The 14,160-nt window shown below is 67.4% G+C and carries 18 protein-coding genes and 1 riboswitch; of the genes, 7 read left to right on the top strand and 11 right to left on the bottom strand.

All coding sequences use genetic code 11. The features are described from left to right. Nucleotides 1-55 precede the first annotated feature (55 nt). Both HKK74_RS38385 and HKK74_RS38380 read right to left on the bottom strand, forming a co-directional pair. Entirely contained in the window at nucleotides 56-658 is a 603-nt protein-coding gene (locus tag HKK74_RS38385; RefSeq protein WP_187248357.1) for a DUF305 domain-containing protein, read from the bottom strand. A gap of 73 nt (nucleotides 659-731) precedes the next feature. Then, the gene (locus HKK74_RS38380) at nucleotides 732-1,160 is read right to left on the bottom strand and encodes a DUF6153 family protein (RefSeq protein ID WP_187248356.1); all 429 of its coding nucleotides are present in this window, start codon (nucleotides 1,158-1,160) and stop codon (nucleotides 732-734) included. A 252-nt stretch (nucleotides 1,161-1,412) separates the two neighbouring features. Between HKK74_RS38380 and HKK74_RS38375 the strand changes: the two genes are divergently transcribed. From HKK74_RS38375 to HKK74_RS38365, 3 genes are all read left to right on the top strand, one after another. Beyond that, the gene (locus HKK74_RS38375; protein ID WP_187248355.1) at nucleotides 1,413-1,793 is read left to right on the top strand and encodes a BlaI/MecI/CopY family transcriptional regulator; all 381 of its coding nucleotides are present in this window, start codon (nucleotides 1,413-1,415) and stop codon (nucleotides 1,791-1,793) included. A gap of 3 nt (nucleotides 1,794-1,796) precedes the next feature. Continuing rightward, nucleotides 1,797-2,729, top strand: a complete 933-nt coding sequence (locus tag HKK74_RS38370) for a M56 family metallopeptidase (RefSeq protein WP_187248354.1) — start codon at nucleotides 1,797-1,799, stop codon at nucleotides 2,727-2,729. A 101-nt stretch (nucleotides 2,730-2,830) separates the two neighbouring features. Beyond that, nucleotides 2,831-2,978: riboswitch (cyclic di-AMP (ydaO/yuaA leader) on the top strand. Nucleotides 2,979-2,980: 2 nt separating this feature from the next. After that, nucleotides 2,981-4,024: a C40 family peptidase gene (locus HKK74_RS38365; RefSeq protein WP_187248353.1), complete on the top strand. Its 1,044-nt coding sequence runs from the start codon at nucleotides 2,981-2,983 to the stop codon at nucleotides 4,022-4,024. Between the two features lie 47 nt (nucleotides 4,025-4,071). Here HKK74_RS38365 and HKK74_RS38360 read toward each other — a convergent pair whose 3' ends face one another. Then, nucleotides 4,072-4,845 (bottom strand): methyltransferase domain-containing protein, encoded by a 774-nt coding sequence (locus tag HKK74_RS38360; RefSeq protein ID WP_187248352.1) that lies wholly within the window; start codon nucleotides 4,843-4,845, stop codon nucleotides 4,072-4,074. A 28-nt stretch (nucleotides 4,846-4,873) separates the two neighbouring features. Between HKK74_RS38360 and HKK74_RS38355 the strand changes: the two genes are divergently transcribed. Continuing rightward, nucleotides 4,874-5,287, top strand: a complete 414-nt coding sequence (locus HKK74_RS38355; RefSeq protein WP_187248351.1) for a helix-turn-helix domain-containing protein — start codon at nucleotides 4,874-4,876, stop codon at nucleotides 5,285-5,287. Nucleotides 5,288-5,339: 52 nt separating this feature from the next. On the opposite strand, the gene HKK74_RS38350 is transcribed toward HKK74_RS38355, so the two are convergent. From HKK74_RS38350 to HKK74_RS38340, 3 genes are all read right to left on the bottom strand, one after another. Then, entirely contained in the window at nucleotides 5,340-7,652 is a 2,313-nt protein-coding gene (locus HKK74_RS38350; protein WP_187248350.1) for a heavy metal translocating P-type ATPase, read from the bottom strand. A 39-nt stretch (nucleotides 7,653-7,691) separates the two neighbouring features. Beyond that, complete coding sequence (locus HKK74_RS38345) at nucleotides 7,692-8,669, bottom strand: DUF8832 domain-containing protein (RefSeq protein WP_187248349.1); 978 nt, start codon at nucleotides 8,667-8,669, stop codon at nucleotides 7,692-7,694. 89 nt (nucleotides 8,670-8,758) lie between these two features. Further along, a complete protein-coding gene (locus HKK74_RS38340; RefSeq protein ID WP_187248348.1) occupies nucleotides 8,759-8,965 on the bottom strand; it encodes a heavy-metal-associated domain-containing protein in 207 nt (68 codons plus the stop codon). Between the two features lie 211 nt (nucleotides 8,966-9,176). On the opposite strand from HKK74_RS38340, the gene HKK74_RS38335 reads away from it, so the two are divergent. Together HKK74_RS38335 and HKK74_RS38330 are read left to right on the top strand one after the other, a co-directional pair. Further along, complete coding sequence (locus HKK74_RS38335) at nucleotides 9,177-9,479, top strand: metal-sensitive transcriptional regulator (RefSeq protein WP_187248347.1); 303 nt, start codon at nucleotides 9,177-9,179, stop codon at nucleotides 9,477-9,479. 254 nt (nucleotides 9,480-9,733) lie between these two features. After that, on the top strand, nucleotides 9,734-10,321 hold the full coding sequence (locus HKK74_RS38330; RefSeq protein ID WP_187248346.1) for a dihydrofolate reductase family protein: 588 nt from the start codon (nucleotides 9,734-9,736) through the stop codon (nucleotides 10,319-10,321). A 100-nt stretch (nucleotides 10,322-10,421) separates the two neighbouring features. Here HKK74_RS38330 and HKK74_RS38325 read toward each other — a convergent pair whose 3' ends face one another. From HKK74_RS38325 to map, 4 genes are all read right to left on the bottom strand, one after another. Next, the gene (locus HKK74_RS38325) at nucleotides 10,422-10,988 is read right to left on the bottom strand and encodes an MFS transporter (RefSeq protein WP_376771592.1); all 567 of its coding nucleotides are present in this window, start codon (nucleotides 10,986-10,988) and stop codon (nucleotides 10,422-10,424) included. Further along, nucleotides 10,982-11,155: an MFS transporter gene (locus HKK74_RS38320; RefSeq protein WP_187248344.1), complete on the bottom strand. Its 174-nt coding sequence runs from the start codon at nucleotides 11,153-11,155 to the stop codon at nucleotides 10,982-10,984. The genes HKK74_RS38325 and HKK74_RS38320 overlap by 7 nt, the downstream gene beginning before the upstream one ends. 117 nt (nucleotides 11,156-11,272) lie before the next feature. Next, entirely contained in the window at nucleotides 11,273-12,046 is a 774-nt protein-coding gene (locus HKK74_RS38315; RefSeq protein ID WP_187248343.1) for a DUF8832 domain-containing protein, read from the bottom strand. A gap of 564 nt (nucleotides 12,047-12,610) precedes the next feature. After that, nucleotides 12,611-13,393, bottom strand: a complete 783-nt coding sequence (map, locus tag HKK74_RS38310; protein WP_187248342.1) for a type I methionyl aminopeptidase — start codon at nucleotides 13,391-13,393, stop codon at nucleotides 12,611-12,613. Nucleotides 13,394-13,459: 66 nt separating this feature from the next. Between map and HKK74_RS38305 the strand changes: the two genes are divergently transcribed. Beyond that, nucleotides 13,460-13,762, top strand: coding sequence for a helix-turn-helix domain-containing protein (locus tag HKK74_RS38305; RefSeq protein ID WP_187248341.1), 303 nt, complete (start codon nucleotides 13,460-13,462; stop codon nucleotides 13,760-13,762). A 113-nt stretch (nucleotides 13,763-13,875) separates the two neighbouring features. On the opposite strand, the gene HKK74_RS38300 is transcribed toward HKK74_RS38305, so the two are convergent. After that, nucleotides 13,876-14,031 carry a hypothetical protein gene (locus HKK74_RS38300; protein ID WP_187248340.1) on the bottom strand — a complete coding sequence of 52 codons (156 nt, stop codon included), beginning with the start codon at nucleotides 14,029-14,031 and terminating at the stop codon, nucleotides 13,876-13,878. Nucleotides 14,032-14,160: the final 129 nt, after the last annotated feature.

The following is a 14,160-nucleotide window of genomic DNA, read 5'->3' as shown; positions in this document are numbered from 1 at the left end:
GCGCCCCCCACGACAGTAGAGCCCAGTGCAAGCTCGGCGTCGATCCAGGTGCGGGCTACATCTTTTTGAGCAGGGCCCGCATCGTGGTGATCTCCGTGGACTGTGAGGTGACGATGGCGTCGGCCAGGGACTTGGCCGCGCTGGACATTCCGCCGGCCTGCTCGGTCTTGGCCATCGTGATGGCGCCCTGGTGGTGTTCGATCATCATGGTGAGGAACGCCTTGTCGAATCTCGAGCCCGACAGCTTTTCGAGCTTTTCCATGTCCTGGACGGACATCATGCCGTCGCCCATGTCATGACCCACGTGCATGTCCGGAGAGGGTACGGTCGCGTTCCAGCTGTTGAGCCAGCCCGTCATCTGCTGAATCTCGGGGCCCTGAGAGGCCTTGATCGCTGTTGCCAGCTGTTCGACCTCGGACATCGAGGCTCGGGAGCTGGCCAGCTCGGCCATCTGGATCGCTTGCTGGTGGTGGGGGATCATCCCCTGGGCGAACTTGATGTCCTGGTCGTTGTGCTGGCCGGCCGCCGAGGGCGCCGGAGCGGAGGTCGTGCTCATGGCGTGACCGGACATGGAGTCCGACCCGTCGTTGGTGCCACCGCAGGCGGCAAGGGTGAATCCGGCGACCGGAATCACGAGCATGGCGAATGCGCGCTTCATGACGCGGTGATCCTTCCGTGTTGAGGGTGTGAATTGGCAGATGTCGCGGCGAACGCACACGCCGCGACGTCTGTCACGTCCGCAACACCGACAGTTGAGACAGCGACGGAGGCGGTGGTCTGCCGCCGTCGCGTTGGCGCGATGCCAGGATCGAGCGGACGGTGACCGACCGCCGCGGCCATCGGTGACGGCCACCGGGTGGCAGCACAACCAAAAGGAACAGGATCAACAGGCCCAGACACACCTGCCCGCCTGGGTGCTTGTGCGCCGGCGCATGCTGAGACGGATCATTTTCGGTGGCGTGCTGCGATGGATGATCGGCGTGCCGGTCCGCGGCCACCATCGAGGTCACCAGGTTGGCCGGGATACCGGAGCTGTCATTCGGGCTCGCCGACGCCTGCAAGCCGTGCATGGCGAGCAGACCTGTCAGGAGCGCGATCAGCAGCGCCGTCCACGCGACCGGCCCGTACCAGTGGAGCCGCAACGGCTGCGGTACCGACATGACATCAGATCCTACAAGCCGTAGGACCTTGTCAGATGCGTGCCATCGGTGAGACGCCCTGCTGGCTCCTCGCGGGAGGTCAGGCGTTCTGATGGCGGCGCCCTGCCCGGTTATGCGCCATAGCCGAGTATGTGACGGCGACATCAGGCCGGGCCTGTCGCTCAGCGGCGGTGAACAGCGGCCGCCGCCGCTGTTCACCGCACGCGTTCACGTCCGGTCGTCTTCCATCAGAATGGCGGGTGGAGGTGCTTCATGGGAGGTTTGGGCGGGCCGCTCGAGCGCGCGATCATGAACGCGTTGTGGGAGGTGCCTGACGGACTTCGGATTCGTGAGCTGCTGGTCAAGGTCAATGAGGGTGCGGACAGGCCGCTGGCCTACAACACGGTTCAGACCGTAGCCGAACGGCTTTCCCGCAAGGGGCTGCTGCGGCGGGTCCCCGATGGCCAGGCGTTCCGGTACCTGCCGACCCGGACCCGCGATGAGCACGCTGTTGAGCTGATGCTGGATGCGCTGACCGAGTCCTCAGATCACGCTGCGATGCTGGCGCGTTTCGCCGAAAGCGTGGATGCCCAAGACGCCCGGCATCTGTTCGACGCACTGCGTGAACGCGCGATCGATGAGCCGGGAACCTGACGGATGTTCCTTGTCGTTGCGGCCGGTCTGATCGTCTCCGTCGTCGCGCTCGGGTGCGTGGCAGGCCCGGTGCTGGACAGGCCTGGCTGGCCGGTCGCCAACCCCGCGATCGCGATCGCATGCTGGATAGCGGCTTTGAGTGGCACATTCGCAGGGCTCACCGGGGCGGTTGCGGTGGCGTTGCTGCGGTCACCCGCCCCCGGCCATGGCCTGCTCGAGTGGCTGCACGACTGCGTGCACGCTCACCGGCACAGCGGAGTCGCCCTCGCTGCGGGCGTTGGTGCCGTGACCCTTTTCGCTTGTGCCGTTCGGCTCGCGCGTGGCCTACCTCGGCTGTGGCGGGCGATGACGCATCGGCGGCGGCATCGGCAGATGCTGGGCCTGATCGCCCGTGAAGACGGCGAGCACGCCGATGTGCTGGTCCTCGAGCATCCTGTCCCGGTGGCCTACTGCCTGCCCTCGCGGCGTGGTTGCATCGTCATCAGCACGGGGGCGCGGGACAGGTTGACTGCCGCGCAGCTCAAGGCGGTGCTGGCTCATGAACGGGCCCATCTACGGCAGCGGCATCACGCCTTGCTGCTCCTGCTCGACTTGGCCTATGTGCTGCTGCCCTGGCTGCCGACCGTACGCCGGGCCGGCGCGAGTCTTCCGCTGTTGCTCGAGATGGCCGCCGACGACGTGGCCGCTCGCAGATGCGGGCGTCCGGCCTTGGCCGGGGCCTTGCGCAAGCTCGCCATCGCCCCCGGAGCGGCCGGCGCTCTGGCCGCCACAGGCTCCGATGGGCGGACGTTGACGCGGCGGCTCGCTCGCCTGGATGTGCCGGCGAGGCGACTGTCACGGGCCAGGCGCACGGCGGCGTGGGCGTTCTTCACCTGCGCCATCGGTGCCCCCTTCGCGGTCATCACGGTGGTTGTGGGGCTCTTGCTGCCCTGTTGACTCTGTGGTGGTTTGCGTGAATCAGGTCACTTGGGTGGCATAAGCGCATCCGCTCTCCTACGCTTCGTAGGAGCCATCGCGCCACGCTCCGCCCGGGAGCAGCGACGGCTACGCCGAATCCACCGGACCACAAGGTCCTGGAACCGGGGACCCCATATCAGCCCGGGGTGAATCCGCTCGCGATGAGCGGTAGGGCGACTCCGGCCCGAACCCGTCAGCTAACCCGGTAGGCGGCAGAGGAGAGGACATGCATGGAGCGACGACGGGTCGATGGCCGTAGACAAGGCGCGCCGCGCCGCGGTAAAGCCGTGGCGACCTGGTCCATTTCGGCGGCCGTGACCTTGACCACGGTCCTGCCGATGACGCAGGCGTCGGCAGAGCCGACCCCCTCGCGCCGCGAACTGACCGCACAACAGGAAAAGCTGGCCGACCAGGCTGAGCAGCTCACCGAGCAGTACAACGGCCTGCGCGTGCGCCTCCAGCAAGCTGAGCGCGCTGCGAAGATCGCCAAAGCCAACGCCGTACGTCAGCAGCAGGCCCTGGAAGAGGCACGCGCCAAAGTCGCTCAAGTGGCAGCCGACAGCTATAAGAACGGGGGCGTGGACCCTACGATCACCTTGGCGACCTCGACCGACCCCCAAGCGCTGCTGGACCGCTCCGCCACCCTGAACTACTTCGCCGAGCAGAACGGAACCCACGTCTCCGCGCTGCTGCAGACCATGCAGGCCGCGACCCGAGCCCGCAAAGCGGCCGAACAACGCGCCGACCAGGTCAACCGCCTGACAGGCGAGGCGCGCCGCAAACAACGGTCGGTGCAGAAGGCGCTGTCGAAGGTGGAGAGCAAGCTCGGCACTGGGCAACGCTCCACCGGCGGACCGATACCGAACATTGCTCCAGGCAGCGCATCGGCCAAGGCGCTGGGCGCCGTCGAGGCGGCGCTGGCGAGGCTCGGGACCCCCTACTCCTGGGGCGGTGGCGGCCCCTCTGGCCCGACCTTCGGTGTCGCGCAAGGCGCGAATATCAAGGGATTCGACTGCTCCGGGCTCACCCTCTTCGCCTACGCGCAGGTGGGCATCAGCCTTCCCCACTACACCGGCAGCCAGTTCAACGCCGGCACCCGCGTCACCAGGGACCAGCTCAGGCCAGGTGACCTGGTGTTCTTCCACACCGACCTGCACCACATGGGCATGTACATCGGCAACGGCAAGATGGTCCACGCCCCGCAGACCGGCGACGTGGTGAAGATCAGCCCGCTCACCGGCCGCCCCTGGGCCGGAGCCGTCCGAATCGCATAACCCCGGGAAAGCACCGCCTGCGGGGTGATGGGCCTGCCCGTTGCGCCTCAGGGCCGAGTCCCGGCCGCGAGGAACATTGGGATTGCCAGGAACAGCCGTCCGTCCTGCCCACGCTCAGCCTGTTCGGCGGTCCATGCCTCAGCCTGTTCACCGGTGATCGCTCCGCCGGCGCGGGCGGCGTCGGCGAGTCCCGACAGCATGGGCAGCATCATCTGGTCGGTGAACACTCCGGTGTGCGCCTCGAGGGTGACGTCGGTGAAGCCGGTGTCGAGCAGCAGGTTGCGGTAGCGGCGGGCGGCGTGTGGGCCGGGAATGGTGTCGGCGCGTGCGTGCACGATGGTCCGGGTGAGCGCTGGGTCGGCCGAGTCGATGACGAAGGTGTCCCAGTCCTGGCCGAGGAGCACGATGCGGCCGCCGGGGCTGAGCACGCGCCGCGCTTGCGTCAGCGCCCGGGCCGGGTCATCGAGCTCGTGGTAGACCTTGTCGGCTCGGTAGCCGGCTAGTTCACCGTCGCCGAACGGTAGTTCGTAAGCGGCCGCGGTGCGGAAGTCGGGGCCGCTCCAGCGCTCTCGTGCCACCGTGACCATCTGCTCGCTGATGTCGACGCCGACCGCTCTTGCGCCCTGATCGGTCATTTCCGCGGCGGCTCTTCCGGTGCCACAGCCAACATCGACCACCCGTGCGCCCGCCGCCAACTGGAGGAGCTGGTAGGAACGGGCTCGCAGTTCGGCCGCGCCGGGGAAGGCGTCGACCGCATCCAGCAGCGAAATGAGCGCGTGTGCATCGACGGCTTGGACGTCTTGGATTTCGTTGGTGGACATGGACGACATGGTGCGACTTAATGCCGACATGAAGTCAAGCGGTGGCGACCTGGTGGGCATCGGTGAGATCGCCGAGCGGTTCGGACTGGCGACACATGTGCTGCGGCACTGGGAGTCCATGGGCCTGCTGTCGCCCGCCCGGTGCAGCGGCCGCCGGCGCTACGGCCAAGACGACCTCTATCGGGTCGCGGTGATCCTGCGTGCCAAGGAAGCAGGTTTCGGCCTCGACGACATCCGGGAGATGATCATCGCCCGTGACCCGGTGGAGCGAGATGCCGTCCTGCGGCGCCACCGCACCGGGCTGGCGCGGCGGATAGCCGAGGCGCAGGCATCGCTGGACCTCATCGACTGCGCTCTCGATTGCGATCATGAGGACTTCACCAGCTGCGCCCACTTCCAGGCCATGCTCGCCGAGCGGATAGGCACCGAGGCGCTTCGCTGAACCCCCGGCCGGCCCGACGGTGATGTCGGGCCGGCCGGGTCGATCGGTGCGGTCAGCGTGCAGCTGGGACGGTCTCGCGGGCGGGGGCACCCGTTGCAGGGGTTGGGGCGGCGTCGCGGCTGAGTGGTTTGAAGCCGCGTAGCCGGAGGCTGTTGCTGACGACGAAGACCGAGGAGAAGGCCATGGCGGCTCCGGCGATCATTGGGTTGAGCAGGCCGGTGGCGGCCAGCGGCAGGGCTGCGACGTTGTAGGCGAAGGCCCAGAACAGGTTGCCCTTGATGGTGCGCAGCGTGCGGCGGGACAGGCGGATGGCGTCGGCCGCGGCCCGTAGGTCGCCTCGTACGAGGGTGAGGTCGGAGGCCTCGATGGCCACGTCGGTGCCGGTGCCCATGGCCAGGCCGAGGTCGGCCTGGGCCAGTGCGGCGGCGTCGTTGACGCCGTCGCCGACCATCGCGACCGTACGGCCCTCGGACTGCAGCCGCTTGACCACGTCGACCTTGTCGGCGGGCAGGACCTCGGCGATGACCTCTTCGATCCCGACCACCTCGGCCACCGTACGGGCGACGGTCTCGTTGTCGCCGGTCAGCAGTACCGGCTTCAGACCAAGCGCGCGCAGCTGCGTGATCGCCTCCGCCGAGGTCGGCTTGACCTGGTCGGCGACCGTGATCACGGCCCGGGCGGCGCCGTCCCAGCCGACCGCGACCGCTGTGTGGCCGCGCTGCTGTGCGGCGGCCATCGCCTGCTCCAGCTCCGGGGTGAGGTGCTGTGACCATTCGGCCAGCAGCTGTGGGCGGCCCGCAAGGACTCCTCGGCCATCGACCAGGCCTTGGACGCCCAGGCCTTCGATGTTGGCGAAGTCCTCAACGGTGCCGAGGGCACCGACGCGCTCGGTGGCGCCCTTGGCGATGGCCTGGGCGATCGGGTGTTCGGAGGCGTCCTCGAGCGCACCCGCCAGCCGCAGTACCTCGTCGGCGTCTACGCCGTCGGCGGTGATGACGTCGACCAGTGCCATCTTGCCGGTGGTCACGGTGCCGGTCTTGTCCAGGACCACGGTGTCGATCGCATGAGTCGACTCCAGTACCTCGGGGCCTTTGATGAGGATGCCGAGTTGGGCGCCGCGGCCTGTACCGACCATGAGGGCGGTGGGGGTGGCCAGCCCGAGGGCGCATGGGCAGGCGATGATCAGCACTGCGACCGCGGCGGTGAAGGCGGCGGCCACGCCGGCTCCAGTGCCGAGCCAGAACCCGAGGGTGGCGATCGACAAGGCGATCACGATCGGGACGAAGATCCCGGAGATCTTGTCGGCGAGGCGCTGGACCTGGGCCTTGCCGGTCTGCGCCTCCTCCACCAGCCTGGCCATCTGCGCGAGCTGGGTGTCGGCGCCGACCCGGGTGGCGCGCACCAGCAGCCGGCCGCCGGCGTTCACGGTGGCACCGACCACGGCGTCGCCCGGACTGACCTCGACCGGCACGGACTCACCGGTCAGCAGCGAGGCGTCCACAGCGGACGAACCCTCTTCGACGACGCCGTCAGTGGCGATCTTCTCACCCGGGCGGACGACGAAGACGTCACCTGCGGTGAGCTGACCGGCGGGGATCCGCTCCTCGCGACCGTCCCGCAGGACCGATACCTCCTTGGCACCCAGCTCCAGCAGTGCCTTCAGCGCGGCGCCCGCCCGTCGCTTGGAGCGGGCCTCGAAGTACCGCCCGGCCAGGATGAACGCGATCACGCCGGCCGCGGCCTCGAGGTAGATGTTCATGGATCCGTCGCCGCGGGTCATGCTGAACTCAAAACCGTGCCGCATGCCGGGGTCGCCCGCGCTGCCGAAGAACAGCGCCCACAGTGACCAGCCGAAGGCGGCCAGCGTGCCGACCGACACCAGCGTGTCCATGGTCGCCGCGCCATGCCGCAGGTTGGTCCAGGCGGCCCGGTGGAACGGCCACCCCGCGTAGGTCACCACCGGCGCGGCCAGGGTCAGCGACAGCCACTGCCAGTTGTCGAACTGCAGCGCCGGAACCATCGCCATCGCGATGATCGGAATCGACAGCACCACCGAAGTGATCAGCCGTTGCCGCAGCGGCCGGAGCTCGTCGCGCGGGTCATCGGATCCCTCGCGGGTCTGCGCCTCGACGCGCGGCGGCTCGGGTACTGCGGCGGTGTAGCCGGTCTTCTCGACGGTTGCGATCAGATCCTCGGCGCTCACTCCGTCGGGGATGAGGACCTTGGCCTTCTCGGTGGCGTAGTTGACCGTCGCGGTCACGCCTTCGATCTTGTTGAGCTTCTTCTCGATACGGGCGGCGCAGGACGCGCAGGTCATGCCACCGATCGCCAGCTCGATCTGCCCGGACGTGTCGCCGGAAGTCATCGCGTCCTCCTCAGGGTCGTGCGGAGTGCCAGTGGGGTATCAGTGGGTGTGTGCGTCGTGGCCATCCGCAGTGGACGGCTCGGCGGTGGGCTGCGGTGTCGGGTCGGGTCCGCCCGCTCCGGCGACCGCGGTGAACTCGGCGGTGCGTACCTTCCCCTCGTGCTGGAAGTCCAGATACAGGCGGTACGCGCCGGAGCTGGGCACCTCGGCATAGAACGTGATCTCCGGGCCCGGCTTGGTCTTGCCGTCACCAGGCGCCCCGTCCGGGTGGACGTGGAGGTAGGCCAGGTCGCCGGCGCGCAGCGCGACCAGGTGCCCGTAGGCCTCCAGGTAGGGCTGCAGGTCGGTCACCGGCCGGCCGTCCCTGCTCACCGACAGGGTCAGTTTGCTGGTCTTGCCGGGCTGGAGAGCGCCGGTCAGCTTCACTTCATAGTCGCCGGTCCGCGCGGTCAGCTCGGCCTTCGGCAGCGCCTCGGGCCGGTAGTCGCCCGCCGCGGAGACGTCGGTGCCCAAGGTCAGCTGCTTGGCGGCGCCTTCTGGCTGTACGTCGGTGAAGACTCGGTACACCCCCGCTTCCGGCAGTGTGAGCGGCACCGACCACACCCCGCCCCCGACCTCGGTCGGGTGCAGGTGCTGGAACCCTGACAGGTCCCGGCGCGCCACGATGAGGTGCAGCTTCTTGCCATGCAGGGGGACGTAGCGGGTGACGGGCCGCCCGTCCTGGCCGGTGACCGTGAACCGGAATTCGGTCCGCTCGTCCGCAGGCACGGTCGTCGCCTGCGGGACCAGGGTGTAGCCGTCCTGCGAGACCTGCAGCCCCCCGGGAACACGCGGGACCTCGGAGCCGGTCTTGTTCGCGGCCACTTCATCGTTGCCGTGCCCACCGTGGCCACCGTCCGCCTGCTTGCTCTCGGCGGCGGCGCCGGGGGAGCCGGTCAGGTTGCCGATCGCCGCCGCGCCCCCGAAGACGACGGCCAGACCCACGACGTACACCCCCAGTTTGGTCGGGGTATTCATTTCGCTCGCATCCTTCCTCGGTGGTTTGTGGCCGGCCTCGCCTTCCGGCCGGCCACCTCGCTCACTGGATCGCGCTCGCTCTGGTCAGCTCAGCCCTGAAGTTCGTAACCGGCCTCGTCGACAGCTTCACGAACCGGCTGCTCGTCCAGTGGCGCGTCGCTGGTGACGGTGACCCTGCCGGTGGCCAGGTCGGCCTTCACATCGGTCACGCCGGGGATCTGCCCGACCTCGGCGCTGACGGCCGACACGCAGTGCCCGCACGTCATTCCCTTGACGATGTAGTCGGTGGTCGTCATCTCTCGTCTCCTTAGTTCCGGCACTTCGAACTCTTCTGAATATATACCCCTACGGGGTATCTTCCTCTGTGTCCTTCGTCATAGCCACCCGACCGTTCCCTACCGCGTCGGCCTGCCGGCGCATGCTTACAGGTACGCCGTAGGGGTACTTGTCTGCTCTGCGAACGAGAATCTAACATACCCCCCGGGGGTTTTGCCATATACTGAGAGCATGACTTCACCGACACAGACACCGACCCGCGGTTACAGCGCCGACAAAGACCAGTTGCAGAAGCGGCTACGCCGAATCGAAGGTCAGGTCCGCGGCATCCAGGGCATGGTCGAACAGGACCGCTACTGCATCGACGTGCTCACCCAGATCTCCGCGATCCAAGCGGCGCTGGACAAGGTCGCCCTCGGGCTTCTTGATGATCACGTTGGACACTGCGTGCAGACAGCCGCAGCGGAGGGACGCGGCGAAGAGATGACCGCTGAGATGATGGCGGCGGTCGGACGGCTGATGAGACGCGGCTGATCACTGTCTGACTCGCATGCTCGCCCGTCCCTGGTTTCGAGGGGACGTCAGTGTTCGTAGCGGACACGACCGACGCACTCTCGTGCCGATGATCGGACGCCGCCCTGACCTGGCCGGATCGCAGAGATCACCGCGTTCCACGAGCCGGCGTTCTTCCCGGCGTTTCAGCTGCCATCGAGCCTCGACCGATGAGCTTTTCCTGCGGACACCGTCTCAATGTTCGTGAGGCAAGCAGTGCGCGCAGGAGGCGATGAATGAGCGACACCGAGCCGCCTACCGCAGACGGAAAGGTGCTGTGGCACTTCACCATGTCACTGGACGGATTCGTGGCTGGGCCGAACCACGAGATGGACTGGATGATGACCGGAATCTCGGGCCGTCCCGGGCTGGTTGAGGAGTACATCAGGACCACGGGCGCCGTGCTGGGTGGCCGGGACGGCTGGGACGCCGCGCCTGGCAACCGGCCGTACGGCGGCGCCTGGGACGGACCGGTCTTCATCCTCACCCACCATCCCGAGGACGCCACGCCTGCCGACGGAGTCACGTTCCTGAGCTGTGACCCGGCCGAGGCGGTGCGGATCGGGCTGGCGGCGGCCGGCGGCAAGAACCTCGAGGTGTTCTCTCCGAGCATCGGCCGTCAGCTTCTCGAACTGGGGCTGATCGACGAGATCGACCTGCATATCGCACCGGTCCTGCTCGGCGAGGGCATCCGGCTGTACGACAACCCCGGCAGTGAGCCGATCCGCCTTCACCGGTTCGGCGGCGGTGAACCCACGTCGGTCGTGAACGTACGGTACCGGCCCACCATCACGGCGAAGACCCCGACCGAGAAAGCCGGGTGATGCAGGAGCACTTCGCACGCCACCAGGCGGGCGCCCTGGTATCCGGGCGCCCTGGTGTCCGGGTGCCCGCCTGGTGGAGCGGTTCTCAGTGACTGGTGGGTCAGCTGGACGGGCTGATCCTGGAAGGCTGCACGGGGGTGATCCGGTCGAGCCAGAGGGACACCAGCGCCAGGATGAATCCGGTGCCGGCGATGATGCCGCCTACCCAGTTGACCGAGGTCACGCCGAGTCCGCCGTCGATGGCGGCACCGCCGAGCCAGATCCCGAGCGCTGAGCCCAGGGTGAAGGCGGAGATGTTGGCCGCTGAGGCGATGTCGGGGGCGTCGCCCGCTTTGGCCATCACCCGCAACTGCAGGGGGGCCACCACGGAGAAGGCCGCGATGCTGTAGGCCATGATGCCGATGACGGCGGTCACCGGGTTCTGGATGAGCAGGGTCATGGCGAACAAGATCACTGCCAGGCTTCCCACTGTGGTGACCAGCGCGGCCCGGAGGTTGCGGTCGGCGAACTTGCCGCCGAGCTGGTTGCCGATGAACAGGCCGACTCCGAAGAGCAGGAAAAGCGGGGTCACCCAGGCCTCGCTGAGACCGGTCGCCTCAGTGATCTGCGGGGCGAGATAGACATAGCTGGTGAACACCCCGCCGTAGCCGAGCAGTGTCGTCAGCAGCTTGCGACACCGATCGCGTACGCGCTTTCGAACAATCCGACGGCGCCGATGCTGACGTCGAGGGCACCGGCGATCTCCTCGACCACGCCGGCGACGACGAACTCGTCGGCGCCCATGGCAAAGGCCGCGATGACCAGGGCCCAAAGGGCCAGTGGCATCCTTCTCATTTCAGACAACTCCTTGAGGTGCGTCAGGGGGTGAACGTGAACGTCGTGTCGGGCGTGGACAACAGGGCATGTCGCCTCCTCGGTGATCTCGTCTCCACGTGGCCGCCATCGCGCGGCCTACCTCGTGATGGCGGTGAACGCCGCCGTGCGGACGACGTCACCGTGCTTGAAGTCGAGGAAGAGCCGGTAAGTCCCGGGACCGGGAACCTGGGCGTGGAAGGTGATGCCGGGGCCGGCCTCGGTCACCCCGTCGCCGGGTGAGCCGTCGGGGTGGACATGGACATACGCCAGGTCCCCGACGCGCAGCACGACGAGGTGACCGTATGCGGCGAGGTAGGGCTGCAGGTCGGTGACGGGGCTGCCGTCCTTGCTGACGGTGAGGGTGACTCTGCGGGCCTGGCCGGCCACCAGTTCGCCCTCGATGCCGACCTCATAGTCGTCGACCGAGAAACTCGTGGCGGGCTCGGGTACCGGCCGCGGCTCGTCCACGCCGGTGACCGCGAGGTCCGCGCCGAGCGTGAGGGCGTCGCCCAGCGCTTCGGGGGCGATGTCGGCGAAGGCCCGGTAAGCGCCGGCCTCCGGCAGCGCCAGCCGCGCCGACCAGATGCCGTCGCCCTCCTCGACCGGATGCACGTGCCAGAAGCCGGTCAGGTCCTCTCGTACGACGATGAGGTGGAGCTTCCTGTCGTGAATCGGGGTGACGGCGGTGACGGCCCGTCCGTCGGGTCCGAGGATCTGAAAGCGGAAGTCGGTCTCCCCAGGGCGCAGGATCGCGGTCTCGGCCGCAAGGGTGTAGCCGTGCTGGGAGACGTCGAGACCACGGGGGGCCATGCCCGCATGCCCGGTGTCGTGGGTGGCTCCGTCGTGGTCGGTGTGCGTCCTGGTGCTCATCTCTGCCCACTCCTCCGCTGATCGTTTGGTTCGTGTGATGTCACGAACCATATACGGGTAGGGGGTATTTCAAGGCAGGATGTGATCTGGATCGCAGCCACGAGGGGGCGGCGATGTTGGGGGCGAAGCCCAGAACAGGTGCCCTTGATCGGTGGTGCGGCGGGCCGGCGGATGACATGGACAGCCGCGTGAAGGTCGCCGGGCCAGGTCAGGTCGGCGTCCTCGATGGCCGGCGTCGGTGCCGGAGTTCATGGCGAGGCCGAGGTCGGACCTGGAAAGGGTGGCGTCGTTGACGCCGTCCCCGACTTTGCCCTCGCCCTGGAGGTGGCGACGAAATCGGCCTGGTTTCCTCGAGATGTTGCGTCATATACCCGTACGGGGTATATTCCGTGGCGGGTGGATACCTCCTAGAGGTATCCACTGACCACGCCAGAGACCGTGTCGGCGACACGGCCCGAAGTGCGGCTACTCCAGGCAGTCGCACGGCTCACGGGTGTCGCCGGAAGTCGCACCGACGATTCGCGGTGGAGTTCTTGGAGAAGAGGAGCACGGGTCGCTGTGGTCTCACGGCTGCGCCTGCTTCGGCAAGGTGAGAACTTCGGCTCCGTCGTTGGTGATAGCGATCGTGTGTTCACTGTGTGCAGTCCGGCAGCCCGTCGCGCTTCGGAGTGTCCAGCCATCGGTATCTGTGACGAGCTCGGCGGTGTCCGCCATGACCCACGGCTCCAATGCCAGCAGAAGCCCAGGGCGCAGCCTGTATCCACGACCGGGTCGCCCGATGTTCTGGATGTGCGGGTCCTGGTGCATCGTCGAGCCGACGCCATGACCGCCGAACTCGGTGTTGATCCGATACCCCGCCTCGCTCAGGACCGCGCCGATGGCATGGGAGATATCCCCGATGCGAGCTCCGGGACGGGCCGCGGCAATCCCTGCGCTCAATGCGCGCTCGGTCGCACTGATCATCGCAACGCTCTCCGAGGACTTCGAGTCGCCCACGATGAAGCTGATGGCGGAGTCCGCGACAACTCCGCCTTTGGAGACGGCGAGGTCGAGCGTCAGGAGGTCGCCGTTGGCAAGCGTGTAGTCGTAGGGCAGCCCGTGGAGCACAGCATCGTTGACCGACGTGCAAATGTAGTGACCGAACGGCCCGCGTCCGAAGGACGGCTCGTAGTCGACGTAGCAGGACTGCGCTCCGGCCTCGGTGATCATGGCCTGGGCCCACAGGTTGATGTCCCGGAGGTTCGTGCCCACCTCGCAGCGGCTCTTCAGCGTCTGCAAAATGCCGGCGACCAGGGCACCTGCCTCCCTGGCTCGTGCCAGTTCTGTTGAGTTCAAGATTTCGATCATCTGGCACCTTCCCCGTGCAACCAATAACTATCCCGGTAATACTATCCCGGTACTAGAATCGGTGTCATGGTCAGGTTGCCGCTCACTCGCGCAGAGGTCGAACGCGGACAGCGCCTCGGCGCCCTCCTGCGACGTGCCAGGGGGGAGACCTCGATGCTCAGCACCGCGCTGGACGCAGGTGTCTCACCGGAGACTCTTCGAAAGATCGAGTCCGGTCGCGTAGCCACCCCTGCCTTCCCGACCATCGCTGCGATCGCCGATGTCCTCGGCCTTTCTCTCGATGCACTCTGGGCGGAGATCAACCAGTCAGACGGCGGGGTCGAACCCGCAAGATCAGATCGCCACGCAGGTGAGCGGTTGGTCTCGTAGGTCTCGACGCCGTAGCCCCGTTGCAGTTGCCGACGACCGAACGCGTGGACGCGAATCTCGATCAACGTCCCCGGTCAGTACATCTAGTGCAGTGCCCTTCAGTCATTCGGTGTTCACTGACGTGCTGGAGCATCGGGTGTCTCGTCGTCAGGGGCGGGCTTGATGCCGGCGACGAGGTTGAAGGCACCGGTCAGTAGATTGAGTGAGACAAGGCCCACGACCTCGGCGAGGATCCGATCGCTCCATCCATGGGCGCGCAATTCGGTCACGTCGTCGGTAGTGATCGAGGCTGACTCGGTCAGTACACGAACTCCGAATTCCACGAGTGCCGCCTCGCGCCGGGTTCACGTCCACGGGAGTGGTGTATGGGGCCTGTGTGACCTTCTGCCCGGTTTATA

Origin of the sequence: Actinomadura alba, assembly GCF_014323705.1 — a bacterium.
GTDB lineage: Bacteria > Actinomycetota > Actinomycetes > Streptosporangiales > Streptosporangiaceae > Actinomadura_C > Actinomadura_C alba.
Note: the sequence above shows the minus strand (reverse complement) of the source record. Positions and strands in the feature narration are given on the sequence as shown.